The organism is Marinomonas hwangdonensis, from assembly GCF_003721245.1.
GTDB classification, from domain to species: Bacteria; Pseudomonadota; Gammaproteobacteria; order Pseudomonadales; family Marinomonadaceae; genus Marinomonas; species Marinomonas hwangdonensis.
Window position 1 is genome coordinate 611,217 of sequence record NZ_RIZG01000001.1, and the last position, 26,132, is coordinate 637,348.

A 26,132-nucleotide genomic window follows, 5' to 3' on the forward strand; every position below is an offset into this window, starting at 1 on the left:
AGCGCCACTATGACAGTAAAACAAATGCGTGTTGGTTTGGTGGGGTCTGGGTATATGGGGAAAGCCCATGCGGTTGCCTATCGAAATGCCATGGCGGCGTTTGCCATTCCACAAGGTCAATTGCACTGCGAAATGTTGGCGGATGCCACACCGGAGTTGGCTGCAGTAAAAGCCTTAGAACTGGGTTTTAACCGCTCAACAGGAGATTGGAAGACATTAATGAGTGATCCTGACATTGATGTGGTCGATATTTGCGCCCCCAATTTTTTACACAAAGAGATCGCGCTTGCTGCTATTGCCGCAGGCAAGCATGTTTACAGTGAAAAACCATTGGCACTCAATGCCGCTGACGCCAAAGAGATGACCGAAGCGGCAGAGCGAGCAGGGGTAAAAACACTGGTGGGGTTTAATTACATTAAAAACCCCACGGTACAGTTTGCTAAACAGCTAATTGCTCGTGGCGATATTGGCGAAGTAGTGCATTTTCGTGGTGTGTTCAATGAAGACTATCTTGCGGATGCCACTTTACCTTTCAGTTGGCGTTTGCAAAAAGCGTTTGCGGGAACCGGAGCGCTGAACGATTTAGCCTCACATTTGGTGCAGCTAGCAACGCATTTAGTGGCGCCTATTACTTCGTTGTGCGCGGACCTTAAAATTGTTCATCAGCACCGTCCACTGTCTCAAACGTCAGACGATTCGAAAGCCGGTGTTGGTGAAGTGGAAAACGACGATCAAGCTCATATGATGGTGCGTTTTGCGAACGGGGCTCAGGGTACGTTGGAAGTGTCGCGTATCGCATGGGGTCGCAAAAATGGTTTGTCGTTTGAGGTAACGGGCACTAAAGGGAGTTTGATTTTTGATCAAGAGACCTTGTCAGAGTTGTCTTTATACATAGCCGAAGGGCATCCCCAAACGCAAGGGTTTAAGCGTATTTTGGTCGGTCCTGAACACCCAGACTATCAAGCGTTTTGTGTGTCAGCAGGTCATGGCTTGGGCTTCAATGATATGAAAGCCGTGGAAGTTCGGGATTTGTTTCAAGGCATAGTGAACGACGCCTCTTTATGGCCAGATTTCAGAGCCGCAACTCAGGTAAATATCATTCTCGACAGCGTGGTTGAATCCGTTGATAAAAGAGGGTGGGTTGAGGTCGAGCAATATGATGGGGATCGAAAATGAAGAATAAAAAATTAGATGTAATCTGCTTGGGACGCGCCGCGGTTGACCTCTACTCGGAACAAATTGGCGCTCCGCTAGAAGATGTGAACAGTTTCAAAAAATACCTTGGAGGCTCGTCGGCGAATATCGCCTTTGGTGCAGCGCGCATGGGGTTGAAATCGGCCATGCTGACGCGAGTCGGCGACGAACACATGGGGCGATTTGTGCGCCAAGAATTAGCCAGAGCGGGCGTGGACGTTTCTCATGTCGTCACGGATAAAGAGCGTTTAACCGGCTTGGTATTATTAGGCATTAAAGACAAAGACACGTTTCCCTTGATTTTTTATCGTGAAAACTGCGCGGACATGGCGATCAGTGAAAGCGACTTTGATGAGCCCTACATTGCTTCGGCAAAGGCGTTATTGATTACGGGCACGCATTTTTCTACCAAAGGCACAGATCAAGCAGCCAGAACGGCGATTCAGTTCGCTAAAGCTAATGACACAAAAGTCGTGGTCGACATCGATTATCGGCCAGTATTGTGGGGATTGACAGGGAAAGGTGAGGGCGAAAATCGCTTTGTATCAAACGATTCTGTTACCCAGCATTTGCTGGCTATTATGCCCTTGTGCGATTTGGTCGTGGGTACTGAAGAAGAGTTTCATATTGCGGGTGGCTGTGAAGATACCATTGAGTGCTTAAAGCGCATTCGCAAAGTGTCCTCGGCTGAATTTGTGGTCAAGCGAGGTGCCTTAGGTTGCTCTGTGTTTAAAGGTGAGATTCCTGACACCTTAGACGACGGTATCACGCGTTACGGCGTCACTGTGGATGTGTTGAATGTGCTCGGTGCTGGTGATGCCTTTATGAGTGGTTATTTGCGTGGCTGGATTCCAGGTGAAGCGACGGAAAACGCCTGTGACTACGCGAATGCGTGTGGAGCGATTGTGGTGTCTCGCCATGGTTGTTCGCCTGCTATGCCAAGCCTTGAAGAGTTGGACTATTACCTAGCCAATCGCAATGACATTCCAAGGCCTGATCTTGATCCAGTGCTGAACTATTTGCATCGGGTCACGACTCAGCGCATGTTGCGTGAAGCGCCAACAAAAGAATGGCAAGACATGTGTATTTTGGCTTTCGATCATAGACGTCAATTTGTCGATATGTGCCGTGAAGCGGGCGCACCCTTGTCACAAATAGCGAAAGCAAAGAAATTGATTCTACAAGCGGCTTATCAAGGAGCTTCTGCTTTAGAAGGTAAAGTCGGCGGCACAGGAATCTTGGCCGATGGTACATTTGCCCAAGACGTTTTGAATGACATTACTGGAAAAGATTTTTGGATCGCTCGACCTGTGGAGTTACCCAGCAGCCGCCCATTGCGCTTTGAACTTGGCAATAACGTCGGACAAGCGATTGCTACCTGGCCTGCCAATCATATCGTGAAATGCCTCGTGTTTTATCATCCAGATGATGACGTCGGTTTGCGTAATGAACAAGAACAAAAAGTCATGGACTTGTATCGTGCTTGCTGCACAACGGGCCATGAATTGCTGGTGGAGATCATTCCGCCGGCGGGATCTGAGGTCAAAGACGATACCTTGTCTCGTTCCATTGAGCGTTTCTATAACTTGGGCGTATTTCCTGATTGGTGGAAGCTGCCATCGCCCAGTAAAGCTGCTTGGCAAAATATCAGTGACCTGATTAAAACTCGTGCACCCTATTGTCGTGGTGTCGTTTTGTTGGGGTTAGACGCGCCTGTTGAAGCTTTAAAAGCGGGTTTCGAAGCTGCCGCAGGACAAGACATTTGTAAGGGTTTTGCCATTGGTCGAACGTTGTTTTCTGAGCCAGTAAAAGCTTGGTTAAGAAAAGACATTGATGATGCCGTGTTTGTTGAGCGTGTAACGCAAAACTACTTAGAAATGAGTGCATTGTGGCAGCAGCGAAACGACAGCCAGATGATGAAAAGGAAGGAGGCATGATGGACACGATACGTTTAACAATGGCACAGGCCTTGGTCAAACATTTGCAAGCGCAATTCACGGTAGTGGATGGCATGGAAGTGCCTTTATTTGGCGGTGCTTGGGCGATTTTTGGGCATGGTAACGTGGCTGGTTTGGGCGAAGCTTTGGCTCACGTCAAAGACGACTTCACCACCTTTCGAGCGCACAATGAACAAGGTATGGCGCTGGCGGCTTGTGCTTACGCGAAGCAACATCGTCGTCAACGTATTATGGCTTGCACGTCTTCGATTGGTCCCGGTGCGCTAAACATGGTGACGGCGGCGGGTATGGCGATGGCGAACCGTTTGCCTGTGTTGTTTTTGCCCGGTGATGTGTTTGCAACGAGAACGCCAGATCCAGTCTTGCAACAGGTCGAGCATTTTAACGACCCTACCATGTCGGTGAACGATTGTTTTCGTCCTGTATCGCGTTATTTCGATCGCATCAACCGACCAGAGCAACTGATTACTAGCTTGCCTGTGGCGATCAATACCATGTTAGATCCAGCCACGTGCGGACCAGCCACCTTAGCATTGCCGCAAGATGTGCAGACTATGGCGTTTGATTATCCGGTGAGTTTTTTTGCGAAAAAAGTTCATAAACCGCGTCGAAATCGCGCCGATGTGGATCAGTTGGCGGCAGCGGTTGCCGCGATCAAGCAGGCGAAAAAACCACTAATCTTGCTTGGTGGCGGTGTGCATTACAGCTTAGCGCTTGAAGAGGCCACTGCCTTGATTGAGCGATGCCATATTCCCGCTTGTGAAACGCAAGCAGGCAAAGGCGCATTGCCTTGGGATCATGAATTTAACCTTGGTGCCGTGGGTGTCACGGGGTCCAATGCCGCCAATACGGCCGCGCAAGAAGCCGATTTAATCATCGCAATTGGTACGCGTTTGCAAGATTTTACGTCGGCATCGCGCACCTTGTTTGCCAATCCAGACCACACGCTATTAAGCATCAACATAACGTCTTTTGATGCTGAAAAACACAATGCTATGCCCTTAATTGGTGATGCAAAAGTCACCTTACAAGAGTTATTGGCCGAGGTTGAAGGTTATCAAACGCCAGCGACGTGGAGTGACAAGGTGAAAGCCTTGAATCTTGATTGGCTCGCCGCAGTGGATCACATTACGGCCTTGCCAACAGAAGCAAGCGATCAAGGTTATTTGCCAACTGATGCGAATGTGATTGGTGTGATAAATCGCGCAGCAAGCGCCAACAGCACCTTAGTGCAAGCAGCGGGTGGTTTGCCTGGTGAATTACACAAATTGTGGCGTACTTCGTCAGACCTTGGTTATCACGTGGAATACGGTTTTTCCTGTATGGGGTACGAGCTTGCTGGTGGTCTTGGGGTAAAAATGGCAACGCCAGAGCGCGAAGTGATTGTGATGGTGGGAGATGGCAGTTATTTGATGCTGAACTCTGAAATCGCCACCTCGGTGATGTTGGGTTTAAAGCTCATCATCGTTGTTTTGGACAACCGCGGTTACGCCTGTATCAATCGCTTACAACAAGCCTGTGGTGGCGAGTCATTCAATAATTTATTGCAGCATTGCCATAGCGTCGAAGCCGGCGCACCCAAGACCGACTTTGCCGCTCATGCCAAAGCACTAGGGGCGAATGCCGAGCAAGTCGCTTGTCTTGCCGATTTAGAGCACGCTCTGGCGCGAGCCAAAGCCAGTGACAAAACCTATGTGATCGCCATCGACACAGACCCAATGCCAAGTACACAAGAGGGTGGTGCTTGGTGGGATGTGGCGGTGCCAGAAGTGTCGAATCGAGAGCAAGTAATCGAGGCCGAGCGTCGGTACAAAATAGCCAAACAACAGCAACCTTATTAACTATCATTGTTACTTTCACTTTTAAATAGAAAGTAGAAAAAATGAACAGAGATCTTGGAGCAATGTCATGAACAGCACGAATAAAAATAACAACGCGGTAACCGAATCAAAGATCCGAATTGGCATCAACCCACTGACTTGGACTAATGATGATTTGCCATCTTTGGGTGCCGATACCCCGCTAGAAGTGTGTTTGAGCGAAGCGCGTCAGGCCGGTTATAGCGGCATTGAATTAGGCAATAAATTCCCCCGTGATGCCAGTGTGCTTGGACCAATCCTCAAGCAACACGACTTATCTTTGGTGTCTGGTTGGTACAGTGCACGCTTATTAGAACGTAGCGTGGAAGACGAAATTGCGGCCATGCAGGACCATCTTAATCTACTAAAAGCCTTGGGTTCTAACGTCATGGTATTTGCCGAAGTCAGTGGCTGTGTTCATGGGAACCAATCCGTGTCTTTGTCACAACGTCCACGTATGACTCAAAGCCAGTGGGAGGAATACGCCAAACGCATGACGGCCGTCGCAGACTATATGACATCGGAAGGCGTAAAAATGGCCTATCACCATCACATGGGCACCGTGATCGAAACCGCAGAAGAAGTCGATAAGCTCATGCAAATGACAGGCGATAATGTGGGTTTATTGTTGGATACCGGACACATCACTTTTGCCGGTGGCAATGCGTTGGCGATGGCGATAAAACACGCCAAACGTATTGTTCATGTGCATTGTAAAGACATTCGCCCCGCGGTTTTGCAAGATAACCTAAACCGTGACAGTGCTTTTTTGAACGCGGTTCTGGATGGTGTGTATACCGTGCCAGGAGATGGCAGCATTGACTATTTTCCTATTTTTGAAGTGCTGAAAGCCGCCGATTATCACGGCTGGATTGTGGTGGAAGCAGAGCAAGATCCGGCGATTGCCCATCCATTAACCTATGCGACAAAAGGCTATGAGTATTTGTCAGCAAACTTAGCAAAGGCCGGTTTTCATTTTTAATCTGACACGGGTCATTCACGTACTTTAAGAGATAAAAAAGAAGAGAGAATACAATGTCGAATAATGTCATGGGTAACTTCATCAATAACCAGAGGGTAGCAAGTGCTTCCTCACGCCAGGCCAAGGTCTTTAATCCTGCAACGGGTGACGTGTTCTTACAGGTTGCCTTGAGTACCGTTGAAGAAACACAAGGGGCGATTGCCGCTGCACAAACCGCGTTTGAAACCTGGTCTCAGGTAACGCCATTAAATCGCGCTCGTGTACTTTTTAAGTTCAAAGCCTTGGTAGAAGAACATAGCCATGAGTTGGCGGAATTGATTTCTAGCGAACATGGCAAAGTCTATTCCGACGCCATGGGCGAATTGACCCGAGGTCTGGAAGTGGTGGAATTTGCTTGTGGTATTCCTCATCTTCAAAAAGGCGAACACAGCCTAAATGTAGGGCGAGGTGTCGATAGCTATAGCTTGATGCAGCCGCTAGGCGTTTGTGCCGGTATCAGTCCATTCAATTTCCCCGCCATGGTGCCCATGTGGATGTTCCCTGTGTCCATCGCCTGTGGCAATACCTTCGTGATGAAACCGTCTGAGAAAGACCCAAGTACCATTATGCGTCTTGCTGAATTATTAAAAGAAGCGGGTTTGCCAGACGGCGTGTTTAACGTGGTTAACGGCGATAAAGAATCAGTCGATGTCTTGCTGACCGACGAACGTATTCAAGCGGTGAGCTTTGTTGGTTCTACGCCAATCGCAGAATACATTTATGCCACGGCGAGTGCTCACGGCAAACGTGTTCAAGCGCTTGGCGGTGCAAAAAACCATATGTTGGTGATGCCTGATGCTGATCCTAGTCAAGTGGTGAACTCACTGATGGGTGCGGCTTACGGCTCCGCTGGAGAGCGTTGTATGGCGATCTCGGTTGCTGTGTGTGTCGGTGATGACGTGGCCGATAATCTGATTACCAAGTTGAAAACAGAAATTTCCACCATGACGATAGGGCCAGGTTTGTACAAGCAATTTGGCATGGAAGAAGAACCGCACATGGGGCCGCTAATCAGCAAAGAGCATGCGCAAAAGGTGCGTGATTACATTACTTCAGGTGTTGAAGAAGGTGCTACCTTGGTGGTCGATGGCCGTGATTTTGTGCGTAAAAATCACGAGCAAGGTTATTTTGTCGGACCAACCCTATTTGATCATGTGAAAGCGGGTATGCGCATTTATGATGAAGAGATCTTCGGCCCCGTTTTGTGTGTGGTGCGAGTAGCGTCCTATGAAGAAGGCTTGGCACTTATCAATCAACATGAATACGGTAACGGCACGGCGATTTTCACTCGTGACGGAGATACGGCACGACAGTTTACCGAGAAGGTTCAAGTCGGCATGGTGGGAGTAAACGTACCCATTCCTGTGCCAATGGCCTTCCATAGTTTTGGTGGTTGGAAGCGTTCATTGTTTGGACCTCTGCATATGCACGGGCCAGATGGCGTACGTTTTTACACTCGCATGAAAACCATTACCGCGCGCTGGCCAACAGGCTTACGTGCCGGTGCTGAGTTCTCAATGCCAACCATGAAATAATACGTTTCGAGGTTTTTAACATGTCCCATTTACTTAGTAAAAAAAGCCAGCAAGCAGGGCAGTCACAGACTCAATTAGTGACACCTAAAAGTGCCAACTGGCAGTATGTTGGCTTTGAAGCCCATCAGCTTAAAGCAGGGGAGTCGGTTGTTATTCAAACTGGAACCGATGAAGTCTGTGCGGTGATTCTATCGGGGAAAGCCAATGCCAGTACCAAGCTGGAAGCTTGGCAGAACATTGGTGAGCGCATGAGTGTGTTCGAGCAAAAGGCCCCTTATTCTGTGTATTCCCCGGCGCAAGACGAAATACACATTGACGCCATTACGGATGTGGAAGTCGCCTTTTGCAAGGCACCGGGGAAAGGCGGATTTTCAGCGAAATTGATCACCCCTGAGCAATGCCAGTACGAAACGCGAGGTGTTGCCAGCAACACTCGGCATGTGTGTAATATCTTATTTGGTAACGAGCCTGCTGATAGCTTGCTAGTCTGTGAAGTCATCACGCCAAGTGGCGGCTGGTCTAGCTATCCGCCGCACAAGCATGATACCGATGCGGCGCCTGCAGAAACACAATTGGAAGAAACCTATTACCACAAAATAGATCCGCCACAAGGCTTTGCTTTCCAACGGGTTTATACCGATGACCGCAGCATTGATGAAACCATGGCCGTGGAAGATGGTGATCTAGTCATGGTTCCGGAAGGTTATCATCCGGTTGGCGTGCCACACGGTTATCAATCCTATTATTTAAACGTCATGGCGGGGCCAAGTCGTAACTGGATTTTCCATAATGATCCAGATCACGCTTGGATTATTGAACGAGATAAGAAAGCTTAAAACACACAGATTATTGAATAAAAATAACACTAAGGATGAAGGTCATGTTGAATTTTGCTTTGTTTGGGGCGGGTCGAATCGGAAAGATGCACGCTCAAAATATTCAGGCGTTTGCTCAATCTAGCTTAAAATATGTCTTTGATGTCTATGGGCCGGCGGCTGAGGCTGTTGCGAAAGCCACCGGTGCCAAGGTGGCTGACAGTGTAGACGTGGCTTTGGCCGATCCAGATGTGGATGCGGTATTAATTGCCACCAGTACGGACACCCATGTGGAGCTGATTATTAAAGCGGCCAAAGCGGGTAAAGCCATTTTATGTGAAAAGCCGATAGATCTAGACACAGCGACAGTAAACGCCTGTTTAGAGCAAATTAAAGATTGCCACGTGCCTATTCAGATTGGTTTTAATCGCCGCTACGATCCAAGCCATGCGGCTGTCGTCAAAGCCGCACAAGATGGCAGTATTGGCAAGTTAGAGCAGATCATCATCACAAGTCGAGATCCAGGTATGGCCCCCGTAGAATACCTCAAATCGTCTGGTGGTATTTTCCGTGACATGATCATTCATGATTTTGATATGGCGCGTTTTGTATTAGGTGAAGAAATTGTCGAGTTACAAGCCTTTGGCAGCGCCATGGTGGATGAAAAGATCACCGAAATTGGCGATGTCGATAGTGTGATGGTCATCATGAAAAGCCAATCTGGCCGCTTGATTCATATCAACGGTTCACGTCGCGCGATATATGGTTACGATCAACGGGTGGAAGCGTTTGGCTCAGAAGGCATGGTGATTTCAAACAACCAAACACCAACCTCAGTTACTCGCTACACCAAAGACACAACGCAAGTAAAAGATCCGCTTTATAACTTCTTTATCGATCGTTATGTGGATGCCTACAACTTGCAGCTAACCTCTTTTATTGAAAATGTTCTTGCGAAGAACCCTGTATCTCCAAGTTTCGAAGATGGACGTCGTGCCCAAATGCTCGCTGATGCCGCACAGAAATCACTGGAAACAGGGCAGAAAGTGACCTTGAGCTGGTAGCAAGGTGATTTAGCAGAAGGACTTAAAAAGGGCCGCGTCGACGTGCCCTTTTTTATTACCGATTCTGCTGGACTTTATCGAATGACTATCTATTTAAGTGACGCTATAGACAGCTCGACTTTTTGCCTGAAGTCGTCAGGGAAGGGAATGGCGGCTTTGGCGGCTTTAGAGACACAGACATAGGTGACATCGGCTTCCACAACAATGTCATCCGTTTGCACATTAACTATGGTTTGTTTCATTGTGACACTGCGATTACCCATTTTCGTATAGTGGGTTTGAACTTCGAGCAGGTCACCAAAATTGGCTTCGGATTTAAAGTTAATGTTGATATTGACCACAGGCCAGACCAGATCCTGTTGCATCCAATCATTACTATCAAAGAACTCATCAAAAAATGCCCAGCGACCTTCTTCCATAAATTCTAGATAACGGGCATTGTTTACATGTTGAAAAAGGTCTAGATGATAACCGCGTACTTTGATTCGTGTTTTGTTCAGCATGTCATTTCCTTTTCAAAAAACTTAGCCCAACAGGGTACGATGCTTTAATCATCAAACAAATAGCAAAATCGCTCGACTTCACTGACAAGCTCTTTGGATGAGCTATGCTTATAGCAGGTGTTAAAAAGACAGGGCGATAAAAAGGTTTCAGTATGAGACGGTCAAAATAACAACAATATCAGCAGGAGAAAGGCATGTTAACAAAAGAGAAAACGGGTTTGATTGTGGTCGATGTGCAAGGAAAGTTAGCGACCATTGTTGATGATAGTGAGCGTTACATCACGAATTTAGTTAAGTTGGTGAAAGCGGCCAAGCTACTCGAGTTGCCGATCTTGTGGCTTGAGCAAAACCCTGAAAAGCTGGGGAAAACAGTGCCTGAGTTAACAGACGCATTGGCGTCGATCAGCCCAATTACCAAATATACCTTTAGCGGCTGTGGTGAGCCTGCTTTTGTCGAGGCCGTTAAAAAAGCGAAGGTGAATACTTGGTTGGTGAGTGGTATTGAAACCCATATTTGTGTGTATCAGACGTCGTTGGAATTACTAAACATGGGTTACATGGTTGAGCTTGTCAGTGATTGTGTGTCATCACGCACGGTATCAAACAAAGAATTAGCGTTAGCAAAACTGGCTCGCAAAGGGGCTGAAGTAACGAGTTTAGAAATGTGTTTATTCGAGTTAATCAGGGATTGTCGGTCAGATCAATTTAAAGAGGCACTGAGTCTGATTAAATAACTCCCAGTTTTTCCCTTATTAGTGGTTTAATTCACTCATGGTTTTTCATTGAGTTTTTATATTACTCCTTTTAGGCAGGCACTATGAATTTAGATAAGTCGAAAAAGCGCATCGCAAAGAAAGTGAAAATGGGTTTCAAGGGTTATCCGCAATTATCCATTGCTTATTTTGGTGATACCACAGAAACCGCCACAGAAGTGGTGGTGACTTTTATTGCTGAAGAAGGTGCAGAGCCACAGGAGCAGCGTTTTGTAGGGCTGAGTGAGGTCCGCGAAGACGAAGTAATTCAATCTGCTTTAGTAAAAATTATGGAGCGCACGGATGCAAAAAGTGTCATGGAAATGCAAGGGGTACAGTTAAAAAACTAACCGTCTTTGTGTGTCTAATTCAGCGTGCATTTGTTGTTAAGTGAACGTTAAGTCATGAATATTTCATTTATGTTAATGAATTAGGTAAGAAAAAACTAATCGGTAAGTAAGGCGTTAAGTTTTGCTTAGGCAGACTCATTTTTAAAGAAAGTTGATGGTAGGATCTCGGGCCTTGTGTTTGATGTTGGTCGTAGTCGCGGTCTGAATAGGGGAGGGATAACTCCACTGTACAGGCCAAATACTGCGGTTAGCCATTATCAATGTCTGATGGTAGCGAGTGCATAAGCACATCTTTCCATCCAACTATAAAATAATAGATGTTGTCTGCTTTATGAAAAATCAAAATACAGCTCCTCAAGAATCCCTGTCTGCTCAGTTCGTTTACCCGAACATGAAAATCGCCTTTATTTTATTGATTACCTGCTTTGCCGCATGGGGAGTCGCCGCCAATATGACGGATCCTTTGGTGAAGGTATTCAGTAAAATCTTCACTATGAGTACGTTTGAATCGGCTTTAGTGCAATTTGCTTATTATGGCGCGTATTTTTGCTTGGCGCTGCCTGCGGCGTTTATCAATGCCCGTTATTCTTATAAAGCAGGGGTCTTAACCGGTTTGGCCTTGGCTATTTTAGGTGCCTTGGCGTTTTATCCTGCCAGTGTGTCTATGACATACGGTTTCTTTTTGGCCGCTCTTTTTATTCTAGCGGCTGGTTTATCTATCTTAGAAACCTCCGCAAATCCTTTTGTGATGGCGATGGGGCCAGAAGGCAGTGCGACGCGCCGTTTAAATTTGGCTCAAGCCTTTAATCCTGTAGGAACCAATATTGGGGTCTTTTTAGCCGCGACCTTGATCTTGCCTAACCTGAATGTGGCGACGGCCGAAGACAGAGCCAATATGGCGCCAGAAATGCTGCGCGATATCCAATCAGCTGAATTGCATGGCGTGATGACACCTTATGTCGGTATGGCATTCGTGTTGATGATTATTTGGGTGCTGATTTATTTCATGCGAGTGCCAAAGTCAACCAGTACAGTTAAAATTGAATCTATTGAACCCATTGATTTTAAAGCGACGCTTTGCCGTTTATTCGCCAGAAAGCAGTATCGCTGGGGCGTGGTTGCTCAGTTCTTTAACGTGGCTGCACAGACATGTACTTGGACCTTTACCATTCAGTATGTACAAGAAACATTGGGCGGCACAGAGGCCAGCGCGTCGGATTATTTACAGTACAGCTTGTTGATCTTTTTAGTGTCTCGTTTTGTGATGACCTGGTTGATGGGCTACTTCCGCCCAGCCGTGTTGCTGACTATTTTAGCCGTTTTGGGCAGCCTATTGTGTCTTTATGCGGTTATGGCGCCTGGCGTGTCAGGTGTGTGGGCAATTGTCTCCATCTCGGCTTGTTTGTCTTTGATGTTCCCAACGATTTACGGCATTGCTCTAAATGGTCTTGATAAAGACACTAAATTTGGCTCCGCAGGCTTAGTCATGGCCATTCTAGGTGGCGCTATTATGCCATTGGTTCAAGGTGCCACCATTGATGAATACGGTGCTATTGTTTCTTATGTTGTTCCCGCAGTATGCTTCTTAGTGGTTGCATTCTATGGCTTGTTTTCAGTGAAAAACACTTCGGTTTAATCACTGATCATAGCGAATACCAAAAAGCCTCGCAGATGCGGGGTTTTTTTGTGCAAATGTGCTAAGTTGATCTCTCGTTTTTATCAGGTAGGTGACATGAAATATTTCATACTTATGGTGGTGGTTTTGTTGGCAGGCTGCACGAGTGCACCGAAAAATATCGACCCTGTTACACCGTTTGACGTTGAGCGATATTTAGGTACTTGGTACGAAATCGTTCGTCAGGATCATTCCTTTGAAAGGGGGTTGTCCGATGTCACTGCTGTCTATACCAAACGTACAGATGGTGGTATTGATGTGCTAAATCGCGGATATGCTTCGCAAAAACAAGAGTGGAAAGAAGCCCAAGGGAAAGCCTATTTCGTTGATTCTCCTAATACAGGTCATTTAAAAGTATCTTTTTTCGGGCCTTTTTACGGTGCATATGTAATCTTTGAGTTAGACCAAAAAGACTATCAATACGCCATGATTTCTGGTCCTAATCGCGATTATTTCTGGCTGTTATCAAGAACGCCAACCATGCCAGAAGTCACAAAGCGCAAATTATTGGCCAAAGCAGAAGCTTTAGGATTTTCGATAGATAAATTAATTCACGTCGTTCAGAGTCGTAAAGCGCCCGCTAATTAGTTTTACAAAATAGGCGGGGCTTTAGAAAAGTGAGCAGGTCACGGTTTTCTTTGTTACAGGGCTTGAGCAAACTTCTTTGTAGGCTATTGGGCTTTGAATCAGTGCATAATGGGCATCTGAATTCCTGCATGAAGTAAGGAAATCGTCATACCGTTGGTTGAAGTTTGCTCTGGTGATTTCATAATTCATTGTTGCGTCATTAAGGTTATATTCGTCAGTCATCCCTTCTGTTTTTACCTGTTGGATTAAGTAGGTGAGCTCGTTATACCTCCGTCTAATTTGATGGCAATAAGCACTATTAGGAGTGGTTTCGGCACATTCTGTCATGTTTATTTCCAAATCAGCTTGCTCTGTTTGATATCTTTCTAAGTAATTTTCTGATGGACCATTTTTTCTTTGTATTAATTCTGATTGAAGAGATAGAGCATCCAATCTGTTCTTTGCAGTCTGTAATCGTTCTTCTTGTAGTAAGCATTCTTTTCCAAAAGCGATTAAGTCGTTGCCATGCACAAGGTTGATAAAAGTACAACCTAGTGCAAGAACGCTGTATTTAATGGTCGAGTGGGGCATGAAATGGCAGATCCTATTTGTTTTTTACACTTTTTATATACGGTCATCGCTGTTTTCCCAAGTATACACTGTGTTTTACTGAAGAAAGTGTTAATGATTGTCTATCTGGTGAGAGTCTATTCATCAGTATGCTTGGCTTTATTGATATCTTATGTCATAACTCTCTTCATTAGATAAAGTGAATGGAGTCAGTAAGTATGTCTCCAGCCATAATTTATGAGTCGTAAAAGCTATGATGCCAGTGCTTTTGTTCTTTTTTGCTGGTTCGCTAACTTAACAAGGGATGCGACTGTTATTTTTAGATTGTGAGGAAAATAAATGCGCTTAGGTGATGCATTCAATAAAGAAGAACATAACCAAACCATTATCGACTGTTTTCTCGAAATGTGGCGTTACTCTGCTGATTTGATGTTCATCATGGCGGTAGAGGAAGGTGAAGAATTTTCTTTATACGATAATAATCCAGCCTCTAAGGAAGTGATGGGTCTAGAAAAAGCCTCAGACATACATAGACTTAACTTAAGAGTGCAGTTTGGTAACGCAATGGCAGAGCAAGTCTATGCTACCTATCGCCAGGTATTGAAAGGTGCAGCGCCTGTTTCAATTGAGCAAGTAGGTGTGCGTGGCGACGGGAGTCGCATTTATTTTGATACCTTGTTTGTGCCAATTTTTGATTCATTGGGTCAGCCTATTTTCGTTTGTGGTGTGAGCCGTGATATTACAAAAATCAAAGAAGCCGAGGCGATTGCATTACAGGCCAATGAAAAACTGCTCGAGTATAGTGCCGCCCTTGAGGCGATTAACCACGAGCTAGACCGTAAAGTACAAGATCGAACCAAAGAGTTAGAAAAAGCCAAACGCTTAGTTGAAGAGTCATTAGAAGCAAAGTCCTCCTTTGTCGCTAGAATGAGCCATGAAATTCGCACGCCAATAAATGCCGTTATTGGATTAAGCAATCTCTGTTTAAAAATGCCTTTGGCTCATGAGCAAAAAAGTTATCTGAACACCATCCTATCTTCTGGGCAAAACTTGCTCAGTCTTGTCAACGATGTGCTCGATTTTTCTAAAATGGAAGCAGGAAAAATGGGGCTAGAAGTGGTTCCTTTTTCTCCTAAAAAGATTGTTCAGTATGCGATTGACCTCAATACAGTAAACGCAGAAGAAAAAAAACTGGCTGTGACGATAGATATTTCTCCCTCGTTACCGGCGATGCTGTTAGGTGATCCATTACGTATACAGCAAGTGTTGGTTAATCTTGTGACCAATGCGGTTAAGTTTACTGAGCGAGGGGGTATTTGTGTACGAATGTATACCGATGACATTAAAGGGAAGCATATCGTTCTAAGGTGCGACGTAATTGATACGGGAATTGGTATAGCAAAGACGTATTTGGATCAATTATTCCAATCTTTCCAGCAGGCCGACGAGAGTATTACTCGCCAGTTTGGCGGGACTGGATTGGGTTTAACGATATCCCGTCAACTTTGCGAGCTGATGGGAGGTGATATTTGGGTTCATAGTGAACTAGGTCAAGGTTCTACCTTTAGTTTTACGCTTCCTCTCAATATCAGCACATCTGACTCAATGTCTTTTAATGATGATGTTTTACATAATTCATTTAAAAAGGCGAACGATATCCCAAACCTATCTCAATACAATGTGTTGTTGGCAGAAGATAATGCCATTAATCAAAAAGTTATATTAGGTTATTTAAATGATACTTTTATCAATATCGATTTGGTTAATAATGGTGAAGAAGCGGTACGCCAGCTAGAAAATAAAAAGTACGATCTAGTATTAATGGATATTCAAATGCCCGTTATGGATGGCTTAACGGCGGCTCGACGCATTAGTGAATCGCAGTCGTATGGCAATATGCCGGTTATTGCGATGACCGCTGATGTGTCTGATGAGGCGAAAAAAAAATCAAAACAAGCGGGTATGGTCGCGCATCTTGATAAACCAATTAAACAATTTGAACTTTACCAAGTCTTAAAAAAACACCTCAATGTACCAAGACAGCCTATTTTCTCGCAACCTCATGACTTTTTTGGGTCTAAATACGCATCTTCTTACAGTGATATATTGTCTAAACTTTCAGCAATCGATACATTGGTTGTTCAAAGTGCAATCGACAACCTCGGTGGGAAAACCAGTTTATATCTTGATTTGGTCAAAGCGTTTTATATTAAATATAAATCGTTTTCGTTAGGTCAATGTTTAGAAAATGATTTAGTCGGCATCCTTCATTCTTTAAAATCTAACTCAGCGTATATAGGAGCCTTTAATTTGTCATCTCATTGCGCAGAAATAGAAAAACACCTGCTTCAAGGTATCTTGACTCCAGAGCGTCTTAATCGGCTTGAAGTGATGCTTAAGAGTTTAGTAAAGACGCTACACATTGTCTTAACGTCGTACTCTCTTCCGACTGAAAGTAGTAAGGAGGAAACGGAGCCGAGTAAAAATGATTTAGTGATTCTGCTACAGACTATTCTGCCTTTGTTAAAAAAATCTGATTTTTTTGTAGAGAATCATTTTAGTTTGTTACGGAAAGTGGTCATGGATACAGGGTACGCTTTAGATATTGAAAATTTAATTTATGATGTGAAAAATATTGAGTTTGAGAAGGCTTCTATCAAAGCGGCTCAGCTTATCTTAGAACTTCAAGGTGATTAGAAACGATGACAGATAGACAAAGTGTTTTAGTCATTGATGACGAGAAAATCAACCTGCAAATCATCGGCGATATACTCAGAGATGAGGTTAGCGTTATGCTAGCCAAAAGCGGTGAGCAAGGCATCAGAAAAGCGATAGACTATAGGCCAGATTTGATTTTACTGGATGTTGTTATGCCGGATATGGATGGTTTTGAAACCATGAATCGTCTTCGTCATGATGCTCGAACAAGCTTTATCCCAGTTATTTTTATTACCGCATTGGATGATTCAAGCCACGAAGAAAAAGCCCTTTTAATGGGGGCTAGTGATTATATTCAAAAACCATTACATACTAATATTGTACAGGCTCGCGTTCGTCTTCATTTACAGCTTGTTAAGCAACGCAACATGTTGGAAAAACTTGCTAACATTGATCCTTTAACATCGCTTGCCAACCGTCGTAAATATCAAGAGGTCATAGAGCAAGAATGGCAAAGAGCCATAACAGATAACACCAGCCTTTCTTTGCTAGTGATCGATATAGATAATTTCAAACAATATAACGACTGTTATGGTCACGCCACTGGCGATAAAGTGCTTCAGCAAGTGGCTACTGTATTAGCAAGCCACCTTATCGATAATCGTTTAGTCGCAAGATATGGTGGCGAAGAGTTTGTAGTTTTGCTTTCTGGCTGCTCGCAAGAAGAATCAGAACGTGTGGCCCGCCGATGTATGGAAGACGTTGAGGAACTTAACTTGATTTACACCCATGAAGATTTTAGCGGCAAAGTGACCGTCAGTGTTGGCGGATGCACCATGTTTCCTGGACCAAATTGTCGTACTGAGGATTTTTTTAATGCAGCGGACGAGATGCTAGGTCTGGCGAAGAGAAGCGGTAAAAACAAAATATTGTGGAAATTACCAAGCAACCCGCACACAATTACGGAGTGATATACATTTCTACGTTGCTCAATAAAAGGTTTGTTAAATAACACAATGATTAAGGTTAATAACTCGTACGGATTAGAGATGCATCCATTACGCGATGCGCTTTACGCTGAGCTACATTCTCGCCCATTCCAAGTACTTCCAAGTCCTGCCAGAGTCAGCTATTTGGCTGTCATGGTTAGATCAGAGCAAAAACAGCCCGAGTTTGAGCATTTTTGTTCACTTTATCGGTATTTTGGCGGTGTGCCACCAAAAGAGGATGGGGTTTGTTTTGAGGTGGACTTTGGTGATTTTAAAATACGCCGTGATAAGCATCTAGAATTTACCTCTTACATGGTGACGCATCGCCAAGTCGACTCAAGTTTACCTTTTTTTGATCAAACGGCTTTGTCGTGCTTGCCTTCAGATTGGTTGTCGGCTATTCCAGGTGAAACTATCGCTGCATTTCATGTGGCAGTTGAGGATGCGCGCACTATCCCAGAAGCGGATATTGCTTTGGTTAAAGGTCATTTTGAAGGTATGCGTTTAGTGGGAAGTCGACCTCAAAATGGTGATGCTCAAGTGTGGACCAGTTTTCGCTTGCACAGCGATGGTTGTGGACGCTTCTTGATTTACAATAAAGGTATGAGTGACAGCCAGCTAGGCCGAATGGTTCAGCGGGTAGTAGAAATTGAAACGTATCGCCTATTGGCCTTATTGGCATTGCCTATGGCTCGTCGATACAATGCAAAGCTGGTGACTATGGATGAGCAGCTTGCCCGTACAACGAGCAATTTAGCTGACGCAACAGAATCGCTCGACGAGCAGGCTTTATTGAGTGAGTTGATCGAGATGGCCGCTTGGGTTGAAGCGACTCGTGCAAAAACAGCGTTTCGATTCAGTGCCACACGCGCTTACCATGACCTTGTCATCAAAAATCTAAATGAACTGAAAGAAGATGAGGTATCGGGTCATTTAACGCTCACAGAATTTATGACTCGGCGCTTAACACCAGCCGTACGAACGTGTAAAACAACTGGCGAACATCTTGAAAACTTATCCATGCGTATTGATCGAGTGTCCGATATGATGCGTACTCAAGTGGAAATGTCGATTCAATCCCAAAATCAACAACTGCTCACATCCATGGATCGACGATCAAAAATTCAACTTGCCATGCAGCATACTGTCGAAGGCTTGTCTGTTGCCGCCATCAGTTATTACAGCGTAGGCTTATTAAAATTTCTAATTGAAGCGGTTTACGATAAAGGTGTGAGTTTTGATAAAAGCCTAGTAATTGGTTTGTCTGTGCCGCTGGTTGTGGGTGGTGTATGGTTTGCCACTCGTAGAATTCATAAACGCTTTTTATTGCTGGCTAAGGCCAAAGAAGAAAAGTAGCCGTTGTTGATTTTTTTAACCATACATATAAAAAGGCTTTCTATTGTTACTCTAGAAAGCCTTTTTTGTCGTTAGAGGTATGTTTCGTTAAGATTTTTATCAAACCGTATTATGAATCTCGGCAACGAAGTCGTAAGAATCGCCAGGAAACCATGAACGCGTAAACTCGATAGGCGTACCGTCTTGTGTTACAGCGGTACGTTCAATATAAAGCACAGCGCTGAGTTCTGGAATGTCGAGCAATTGGGCCCGCTGTTCATCAATGCTAATAGCACGAAGACGCTGAAACGCACGAACAGGGCGGCAGCCTTGTTGTTCTAGCAGATCGTACAATGATCCTTCCATCGCAAAAGGATTGAGAATGTAATTACTTGGAATCGTCGCCAATTCAAGCGCCATGGGTTTACCATCGGCGTAACGCAAACGATAAAAACGCACGACTTCTTGCTCTGCTGTTAGCTTAAGCGCTTTGCATTCATCTTCGTGAGGCATACCCAACGAACGATCTAGCCATTTTGATGTGATGGCTTTTCCGCGCGCTTTCATGACTTCTGTAAAGCTACGCAAGTGATTCAGCGGCTGCTCAACTCGTTCGCTGACAAAGGTTCCTGCGCCTTGGCGTTGAGTCAATACGTCTTCTTTTACCAACTCGTCGATGGCTCTGCGCACGGTGACGCGAGAAACATCAAGATACTTGGCAAGGTCTCGCTCTGGTGGGAGCGTGTCTCCGCCAAGCACTCGACCTGCAGAAATAGACGCGAGAATGGCTTTTTTTACCTGCATATAGAGAGGAATGCCTTTTTCTCTCAATGCTTGGGCTTCGCCAAATAATTCATTAACCCGATTTTTGTCCATATCACTGTCCTGAACGGGAAGGGGCTCCCGTATTCGTACTTGTTTTTCTAAGGGCTAAGTATGTCAGCTCTAAAGGGGGATAGCCGCAGAGGTATGCGCGTTAACTCTCGTTAAAGCCTTGCCTTGGTGGTCAAATAAATACAAGCGATTAGGTTGAATACCAAAGGTGATTTTGTCACCCGCTTGGTGTTGGTTATCGCCGTCCACTTTAAGTACCATTTCGCCTTCTTGACCGATTTCGATATATAAATAAGACAGTTCACCAAGGTGTTCTATCAAGGTGACTGTGCCTTCAACGGTATTATGTTCGCATTCGAGCGCAATATGCTCTGGGCGTATGCCAATTTGTACTAGGTCGCCTTTGTTCAACGACGAAGTATCAACGCAAGCCTGAACAACGCGGCCGGATTCTAGCACAAGTTGCGTGTTCTCCGGATCAGGCTGGCTGATTTTTGCAGTTAAAAAGTTCATCTTTGGCGACCCAATAAAAGCAGCAACAAATTGGGTTTTTGGGTGATGATACAAGTCCAAAGGAGCGCCGACTTGTTCAACACGACCCTTGTTCATGACGACGATTTTATCGCCCAATGTCATGGCTTCGACTTGATCGTGAGTCACATAAACTACCGTGGCTTTTAGTTCCTGATGAAGCTTGCCAAGTTCGACACGTGTTTGAACCCGTAACGAAGCGTCTAAGTTAGATAGAGGTTCATCAAATAAGAAGACCTTTGGATCACGAACAATGGCACGGCCGATGGCGACACGCTGACGCTGGCCACCAGACAGCTCTCGTGGTAATCGCTCCAATAGATGATCAATCTTCAGTTTCTTTGCCGCTTCCATTACCTTGTTGTTCACAAACGCTTTGTCTTTGCCGGAAATCTTTAAGCCAAACGCCATGTTTTTGAACACGTTCATATGCGGATACAAGGCATAAGATTGAAAGACCATCGCAATGCCGCGCTTAGCAGGAGAGCGTCCATTAACGCGTTCTTCATCGATATATAAGTCGCCTTCGGTGATGTCTTCCAATCCAGAAAGCAAACGTAATAAAGTTGATTTACCGCAACCGGATTCACCAATCAACACGACAAATTCGCCGTCTTTGATATCAAGGTCGATGCCATGAAGTACGTCCACATCGCCAAAGCGCTTTTTAATATTGTTAAGTTTTACGCTAGCCATAGTTATAAATCTCCAACGAAGCACTTTGCATATGAGGTAAGTGTGCAAAGCGCTTTCATAAATATTATTTGACTGCTCCGCTCGTTAAGCCGCGGATCAATTGTCGTGAAAAAATGGTGTACAGGATAAGCACAGGAACGATTGCCAAGGTTAATGCAGACAATACCGAGTTCCAGTCAGTAACGTATTGGCCAACAAATTGCTGCACGCCAAGCGTGATAGTGCGTGTTTCTTCACCCGGTGCGAGTATCAGTGGGAACCATAAATCGTTCCAAATCGGAATCATGGTAAAGACAGCGACTGTGGCCATGGCGGGCTTCAGTAGCGGTAAGATCACACAAAAGAAAATCTTGTATTCGCTCACTGAGTCACAACGCGCGGCTTCCGTAAGTTCCTTGGGAATAGTGCGCACAAACTCCGATAATATGTACACAGCAAGGGGTAAGCCTTGAGCTATGTACACCAGCACCAGGGCTGTTAGTGTATTTACCAGATTGAGATTGACCATCAGGCTCAAAATACTCACCGTGCCTAGACGGATTGGAATCATGATGCCCATCGCAAACAAAAAGGTAATCAGCAAATTGCCCTTAAATTTGTATTCCGTTAGTGCCCAAGCGGCCATAGCGCCAAGTAAAAGTACCAAGCCAACGGCCAAAATAGTGACGACCAAACTGTTCCAAGAATACAGCCCAAAGTCTGATCTGAGTAGCACCTGCTCAAAGCCCACCAGCGTAAAGGAGCTGCTGTCTGGTAACCCCAGCGGATCACGGAAAATGGCACGACGTTCTTTAAAGGAGTTGATCACAACGACAATAATTGGAAAGAGGGCAATCACGGTATAGGCCAACAACACGGCGTGTATGGTGACACTTTTAGGGACCTGTCTCATTCCAGAGGAAGGCATAAAACGGCTAAATAGTTTCATCATGGCCTCCTTAGAATTGGAATCGCTGAATGCGACGTTGAATAAAGAAGAGGAACAACATAACACCCACCAAAATGATCAAAAACATCAGTGTTGCTACTGCGGCCCCCATGGATGCACTGCCTTGTTGAAGCTGGAAGCCAAAAAAGGTGCGATAGAAGAAAGTGCCCATTAGATCGGTCGAAAAGTTGGGGCCAGCAAGAGCACCCTTGACAGCATATATCAGCTCAAATGCATTGAAGTTCGCCACAAACGTCAGAATAGATACCATGGCAATAGTGGGCAAAATGAGGGGGAGTTTAATATGCCAAAAAGTTTGGAATGAATTGGCACCATCTACCACACTAGCATCAACAATATCGTCCGGAATATTGAGTAGGGTGGCATAAATCAACATCATCGGAATGCCAACAAACTGCCACACTGAGATAAAAGCCAAAGTAATTAATGCACTGCTTTCTTTGCCCAGCCATGCATCGAAGTATTCACCAAGACCAATGCTGTATAGAAAGTTTTCTGAAATACCCCAAATTGGGCTAAGCAAAAGTTGCCATACAAAACCAATGATGACCACAGACAACATGGTTGGCATGAAGATAAGCGTTCTATAAGTGCCGGATAAACGCAATTTAGGCGAACTTAACAAAACCGCTAAAATCAAACCAATGGGGTTTTGTACCAGCATATGGATTGCGAAAAAGGTGAAGTTGTTACTGAGTGCGTTCCAAAAAGCGTGGGACCAAGCATCGTCAGTGATCAAGGTTATAAAATTCTGTAAGCCGACAAAATGACTCTGGCCTTGTTGCTCGTTGTATAAACTTAAGACAAGCGTATCGAGCAAAGGGTAAACACTGAAAATAACGTAAATAAGCAACCCTGGCCCTAGGAAAAAGACCAAATGCCACGGAAAAGGTTTCTTTTCGTCATGTTGGTTGGATGGATTCATAGTTCATCTCAAATGGTAATTAGTTTTAACCCCCTCCAAATCTCTTAGCAGGGCAAGGAGTAGGTTGTCTGTTCCCTCCTCTTATGTTCAAGAGGAGGGTCAGGTTTGGTTTTAGCTTATTGTTGTGGTTTGTACCATTGGGCTAAACCATCTTGTGCTTCTTTGGCGGCCGCTTCTGGTGTCATTGTGCCGTTAATCACTTGAGCACTGACGTTCCAAAGTTGGTTTTCTAGGTTTGGTGTACCACGAGACAAGATCTGATAGGAGTTGCGAATGGTTGATTCGCACTGCTGACGCCAGCTCATAAACTCTTGTGCCACAGGATCTTTGATGTCGATTTGATGATTAGACAGAGGGAAAAAGCCGGGTACTTCATTAGCGTACAAGGTAGCGAATTCTTTGCTGGCCATCCAGTTTAAGAAGATTTTAGCGGCTTCTTTATTAGTCGAACTTGCATTGATACCAATTCCCATATCGGTGTGATCACTGATGTAACAAGTGTCTCCCGCTTTCGCCACTGGAGGTGGAAAAGCGCCAAATTCAAAATCAGCTTGATTGTTGAACGTCTGAATATCCCAAGACCCTGCTGGGTAAATAGCTGCTCGACCTAAGGTGAAAAGGTTCTGTGAGTCGGAATATTTTTGTGCTTCAAAACCGCGACCTAGATACGGTTTCCACTTGGCGAGTTCTTGCCAAGTATCTACATACGCTTTGTCGGTCAATTTACCTTCGCCAGTTAATAGCGCTTTACGGCCTTTTTCACCTTCCCAATAGTTTGGGCCAATATTTTGGAATCCCATTGTCGCGGCTTCCCACTGATCGGCGGTTCCCATTGCTAACGGGATGTAGCGACTCTCTGATTTGATGGTATCCAGCGTTTTGTAGAATTCATCGCGAGTTTTAGGTACGGAGAGATTGAGTTCTTTAAAGATCTCTTTGTTGTAAACAAAGCCATGAATAACCGACGCCACTGGCATACAGAATTGGTCTTTACCATCGTCTGTCACCCACGCACTTTTCGCTACATCAGAGAATTGTTTTAAACCTTCTAAGTCGTTTAGATTTGCGAGGTGGCCGTCTTTATAAAGATCTAATGCCGTATCGAATGGACGACAAGTAATTAAATCGCCAGCGGAGCCCGCTTTCAATTTTGCTTGCAACGCCGAGTTGTATTCTGTGGGTGGGGTTGGCGCAAAGTGCACAGTGGCATCTGGGTGGCTTTTATTGAAGGCTGGAATGATGACATCTGACCAGATATTGGCATCATCACTGCGCCAACTTTCAATCGACAAACCGTTTGCCGCTTGTGCTATGCCCGTGCTGCCAAGCATTATGGCGGCTATACAAGTAAGTTTTGTGACTGTTTTTGTTTCAAGTGAGGCGGAACGAACATTGAACATGATTACTCTCCGATTGTGTTTTCCAATTGTGCATTTGTACTTTTTTTATTAGGTGTTTTTTCGTAGATCTTAGTACGACGACAGTGTCTGTAAAATCGTAAAATAATCTCTTCTAAAACTGCATTGGTATTTTTTAGGTATTGCTTAGTTTTGAAAATTAGCACCAATTATGTTCTCAAGCAAATAAATATGACAATAATGTGGAAAATAATTTGATCTTGCGCTCTAATTGGTTCTATATTGGTTTTACTTAAAAAAAGGATTCTTATGCAGGTTATCATTCTTCCATTGGCTCATGATGTGGCCTTATATGCGGCAGATCGTGTTGCTGAGGTCATTAATAGCAAAACCAATCCCGTTTTAGGGCTAGCAACGGGTTCTACGCCCATCGCTTTGTACGATGAACTGGTAGCGCGTTATCAAGCCAAGCAAGTATCGTTTCGACAGACGATCAGTTTTAATTTAGATGAATACATTGGTATTGCCGACAGTCATGCGCAGAGTTATCGCACCTTTATGAACCAGCATTTGTTTGATCATATTGATATTGCCAAGTCGAACACGCATGTCCCTTTGGCAGAAAGCAAAGACGCAATCGTCTTAAAGAAAAGCGCACAGGATTTTGAAGCGAGTATTCAGCAAGCGGGTGGCATCGATTTACAGATTCTAGGCATCGGCTTAAATGGTCATATTGGCTTTAATGAACCTACTTCCAGCTTTACTTCACGAACACGTATCAAGACTTTGTCTGAATCGACTGTAATTGCGAATAAGCGTTTTTTCAAAGACGGTGAGTATCAGCCCCATTTAGCGCTGACGATGGGAATTGGTACCATTTTGAATAGCAGAGCCGTGTTATTAATAGCAACCGGAAAAGCGAAAGCCGAGGCAGTAAAAGTCATGATAGAAGGACCGCTTTCTGCCATGTGTCCAGCGTCGGCACTGCAGCTGCATGAAACCGCAACCATAGTATTAGATGAGGAGGCCGCTAGTATGTTAGCGCTAAAAGAATATTACCGATGGTGTGAGCAAAAGCGACAACAATTACACGAGGGGAATGTGCGATGAGCGGCTTATACATTGGTGTAGACGGAGGAGGAACCTTCTGTCGAGCCCGTTTGGTTGACAGTGATGGTCATGTATTGGGAGAAGCTGTTGGAGGTTCTGGTAATCCAAGAATCGGTATAGAAGCAGCATGGCAAAATATTATTAATGCCTGTCTTGAAGCATGCCGCCAAGGCAATATTCCGCCCGAAAGCTATTCAAAAATCACGCTAGGGTTAGGCTTAGCGGGTGCCAATCAGCCGTTAGAACAAGAACAGGTGATTGCTCAAAAATCCCCTTTTGGACAGCGCTATTTATTAACCGACGCTCATGCGGCCTGTTTGGGCGCTTTTAATGGTGAAGATGGCGCTTTATTGATATTGGGCACGGGGAGTTGTGGTGTTGTTTATCACAATGAGCGATTCAGCATTGTTGGTGGTTGGGGCTTTCCGTTATCTGACCAAGGCAGCGGGGCGCGTATTGGCTTATCTGCGTTGGAATACTCGTTAGCAGCGTTAGATGGTATTTCGCCTTCGACCCCGTTTACTGACAGTATTAACGCTGAGTTTTCTTTGTCTGCAGAAGAATATGTGTTGTATCAAAATCGTGCGCCACTTCCAAAAGAATACGGTGCCTTTGCTGTTCAGGTGTTTCAATTTGCTCAGCAAAAAGATCCTATCGCACTGAAAATTATTCAACAGCAAGTGGAATGGGTAAGTCAGTATTTGGACGCTTTAATCGCCAAGGGTGCACAGAAAATCGCCTTAGTCGGCGGTGTGTCAGACGCTATTTTAAAATATTTACCAGCGCGTTTTTCTCCGTACTTTTGTCAGCCGCAAGGAGATGCTATGGCGGGGGCTATTTTAATGGCCAAAGCGCAGATAGGCAGGAAGGCAATATGATGGAAC

Annotated in this window: 23 protein-coding genes; 16 read left to right on the forward strand and 7 right to left on the reverse strand. The window is 44.9% G+C overall.

Going from position 1 to position 26,132, the window contains the following annotated elements:
- The first annotated feature begins 9 nt into the window (after nt 1-9).
- From EBI00_RS02810 to iolG, 7 genes are all read left to right on the forward strand, one after another.
- Nucleotides 10-1,176, forward strand: coding sequence for a Gfo/Idh/MocA family protein (locus EBI00_RS02810; protein WP_123094389.1), 1,167 nt, complete (start codon nt 10-12; stop codon nt 1,174-1,176).
- Complete coding sequence (locus EBI00_RS02815) at nt 1,173-3,131, forward strand: bifunctional 5-dehydro-2-deoxygluconokinase/5-dehydro-2-deoxyphosphogluconate aldolase (RefSeq protein ID WP_123094390.1); 1,959 nt, start codon at nt 1,173-1,175, stop codon at nt 3,129-3,131. Before EBI00_RS02810 ends, EBI00_RS02815 begins: the two co-directional genes overlap by 4 nt.
- Entirely contained in the window at nt 3,131-4,993 is a 1,863-nt protein-coding gene (gene iolD, locus EBI00_RS02820) for a 3D-(3,5/4)-trihydroxycyclohexane-1,2-dione acylhydrolase (decyclizing) (protein ID WP_123094391.1), read from the forward strand. Before EBI00_RS02815 ends, iolD begins: the two co-directional genes overlap by 1 nt.
- Before the next feature lie 67 nt (nt 4,994-5,060).
- Entirely contained in the window at nt 5,061-5,993 is a 933-nt protein-coding gene (iolE, locus tag EBI00_RS02825; protein ID WP_123094392.1) for a myo-inosose-2 dehydratase, read from the forward strand.
- Between the two features lie 53 nt (nt 5,994-6,046).
- A complete protein-coding gene (locus tag EBI00_RS02830) occupies nt 6,047-7,567 on the forward strand; it encodes a CoA-acylating methylmalonate-semialdehyde dehydrogenase (RefSeq protein ID WP_123094393.1) in 1,521 nt (506 codons plus the stop codon).
- A 20-nt stretch (nt 7,568-7,587) separates the two neighbouring features.
- Nucleotides 7,588-8,403: a 5-deoxy-glucuronate isomerase gene (gene iolB / locus EBI00_RS02835; protein ID WP_123094394.1), complete on the forward strand. Its 816-nt coding sequence runs from the start codon at nt 7,588-7,590 to the stop codon at nt 8,401-8,403.
- Nucleotides 8,404-8,447: 44 nt separating this feature from the next.
- The gene (gene iolG / locus EBI00_RS02840) at nt 8,448-9,446 is read left to right on the forward strand and encodes an inositol 2-dehydrogenase (RefSeq protein WP_123094395.1); all 999 of its coding nucleotides are present in this window, start codon (nt 8,448-8,450) and stop codon (nt 9,444-9,446) included.
- A gap of 89 nt (nt 9,447-9,535) precedes the next feature.
- Here the strand turns inward: iolG and EBI00_RS02845 are convergent, their stop codons facing one another.
- Nucleotides 9,536-9,949 carry an acyl-CoA thioesterase gene (locus EBI00_RS02845; protein ID WP_123094396.1) on the reverse strand — a complete coding sequence of 138 codons (414 nt, stop codon included), beginning with the start codon at nt 9,947-9,949 and terminating at the stop codon, nt 9,536-9,538.
- A gap of 194 nt (nt 9,950-10,143) precedes the next feature.
- Between EBI00_RS02845 and EBI00_RS02850 the strand changes: the two genes are divergently transcribed.
- The 4 genes from EBI00_RS02850 (at nt 10,144) to EBI00_RS02865 (ending at nt 13,314) form a co-directional block, all read left to right on the forward strand.
- Nucleotides 10,144-10,683, forward strand: coding sequence for a hydrolase (locus EBI00_RS02850; protein ID WP_123094397.1), 540 nt, complete (start codon nt 10,144-10,146; stop codon nt 10,681-10,683).
- Between the two features lie 83 nt (nt 10,684-10,766).
- Nucleotides 10,767-11,051, forward strand: a complete 285-nt coding sequence (locus EBI00_RS02855) for a hypothetical protein (protein ID WP_123094398.1) — start codon at nt 10,767-10,769, stop codon at nt 11,049-11,051.
- A 331-nt stretch (nt 11,052-11,382) separates the two neighbouring features.
- Nucleotides 11,383-12,687, forward strand: coding sequence for an L-fucose:H+ symporter permease (gene fucP, locus EBI00_RS02860; RefSeq protein ID WP_123094399.1), 1,305 nt, complete (start codon nt 11,383-11,385; stop codon nt 12,685-12,687).
- A gap of 96 nt (nt 12,688-12,783) precedes the next feature.
- Nucleotides 12,784-13,314 carry a lipocalin family protein gene (locus tag EBI00_RS02865; RefSeq protein ID WP_123094400.1) on the forward strand — a complete coding sequence of 177 codons (531 nt, stop codon included), beginning with the start codon at nt 12,784-12,786 and terminating at the stop codon, nt 13,312-13,314.
- A 21-nt stretch (nt 13,315-13,335) separates the two neighbouring features.
- On the opposite strand, the gene EBI00_RS02870 is transcribed toward EBI00_RS02865, so the two are convergent.
- Complete coding sequence (locus tag EBI00_RS02870) at nt 13,336-13,884, reverse strand: hypothetical protein (protein WP_123094401.1); 549 nt, start codon at nt 13,882-13,884, stop codon at nt 13,336-13,338.
- A 318-nt stretch (nt 13,885-14,202) separates the two neighbouring features.
- On the opposite strand from EBI00_RS02870, the gene EBI00_RS02875 reads away from it, so the two are divergent.
- The 3 genes from EBI00_RS02875 to EBI00_RS02885 all read left to right on the forward strand — a co-directional run bounded on the left by EBI00_RS02875 (nt 14,203) and on the right by EBI00_RS02885 (nt 18,866).
- Nucleotides 14,203-16,560 (forward strand): PAS domain-containing hybrid sensor histidine kinase/response regulator, encoded by a 2,358-nt coding sequence (locus EBI00_RS02875; RefSeq protein ID WP_123094402.1) that lies wholly within the window; start codon nt 14,203-14,205, stop codon nt 16,558-16,560.
- 5 nt (nt 16,561-16,565) lie between these two features.
- Nucleotides 16,566-17,492 carry a GGDEF domain-containing response regulator gene (locus EBI00_RS02880; protein ID WP_123094403.1) on the forward strand — a complete coding sequence of 309 codons (927 nt, stop codon included), beginning with the start codon at nt 16,566-16,568 and terminating at the stop codon, nt 17,490-17,492.
- Nucleotides 17,493-17,570: 78 nt separating this feature from the next.
- Nucleotides 17,571-18,866, forward strand: coding sequence for a DUF3422 family protein (locus EBI00_RS02885; RefSeq protein ID WP_421930359.1), 1,296 nt, complete (start codon nt 17,571-17,573; stop codon nt 18,864-18,866).
- A 99-nt stretch (nt 18,867-18,965) separates the two neighbouring features.
- Here the strand turns inward: EBI00_RS02885 and EBI00_RS02890 are convergent, their stop codons facing one another.
- The 5 genes from EBI00_RS02890 to EBI00_RS02910 form a co-directional block, all read right to left on the reverse strand.
- Entirely contained in the window at nt 18,966-19,721 is a 756-nt protein-coding gene (locus EBI00_RS02890; RefSeq protein WP_123094405.1) for a GntR family transcriptional regulator, read from the reverse strand.
- 69 nt (nt 19,722-19,790) lie between these two features.
- Entirely contained in the window at nt 19,791-20,906 is a 1,116-nt protein-coding gene (locus tag EBI00_RS02895; RefSeq protein ID WP_123094406.1) for an ABC transporter ATP-binding protein, read from the reverse strand.
- A gap of 64 nt (nt 20,907-20,970) precedes the next feature.
- Nucleotides 20,971-21,834, reverse strand: a complete 864-nt coding sequence (locus tag EBI00_RS02900) for a carbohydrate ABC transporter permease (protein ID WP_123094407.1) — start codon at nt 21,832-21,834, stop codon at nt 20,971-20,973.
- A 10-nt stretch (nt 21,835-21,844) separates the two neighbouring features.
- Nucleotides 21,845-22,780, reverse strand: coding sequence for a carbohydrate ABC transporter permease (locus EBI00_RS02905; protein ID WP_123094408.1), 936 nt, complete (start codon nt 22,778-22,780; stop codon nt 21,845-21,847).
- A gap of 116 nt (nt 22,781-22,896) precedes the next feature.
- Nucleotides 22,897-24,180 (reverse strand): ABC transporter substrate-binding protein, encoded by a 1,284-nt coding sequence (locus EBI00_RS02910; protein WP_123094409.1) that lies wholly within the window; start codon nt 24,178-24,180, stop codon nt 22,897-22,899.
- Nucleotides 24,181-24,447: 267 nt separating this feature from the next.
- Between EBI00_RS02910 and nagB the strand changes: the two genes are divergently transcribed.
- Nucleotides 24,448-25,248, forward strand: coding sequence for a glucosamine-6-phosphate deaminase (nagB, locus tag EBI00_RS02915; RefSeq protein ID WP_123094410.1), 801 nt, complete (start codon nt 24,448-24,450; stop codon nt 25,246-25,248).
- Complete coding sequence (locus EBI00_RS02920; protein WP_123094411.1) at nt 25,245-26,126, forward strand: glucosamine kinase nucleotide-binding domain-containing protein; 882 nt, start codon at nt 25,245-25,247, stop codon at nt 26,124-26,126. Before nagB ends, EBI00_RS02920 begins: the two co-directional genes overlap by 4 nt.
- Nucleotides 26,127-26,132: the final 6 nt, after the last annotated feature.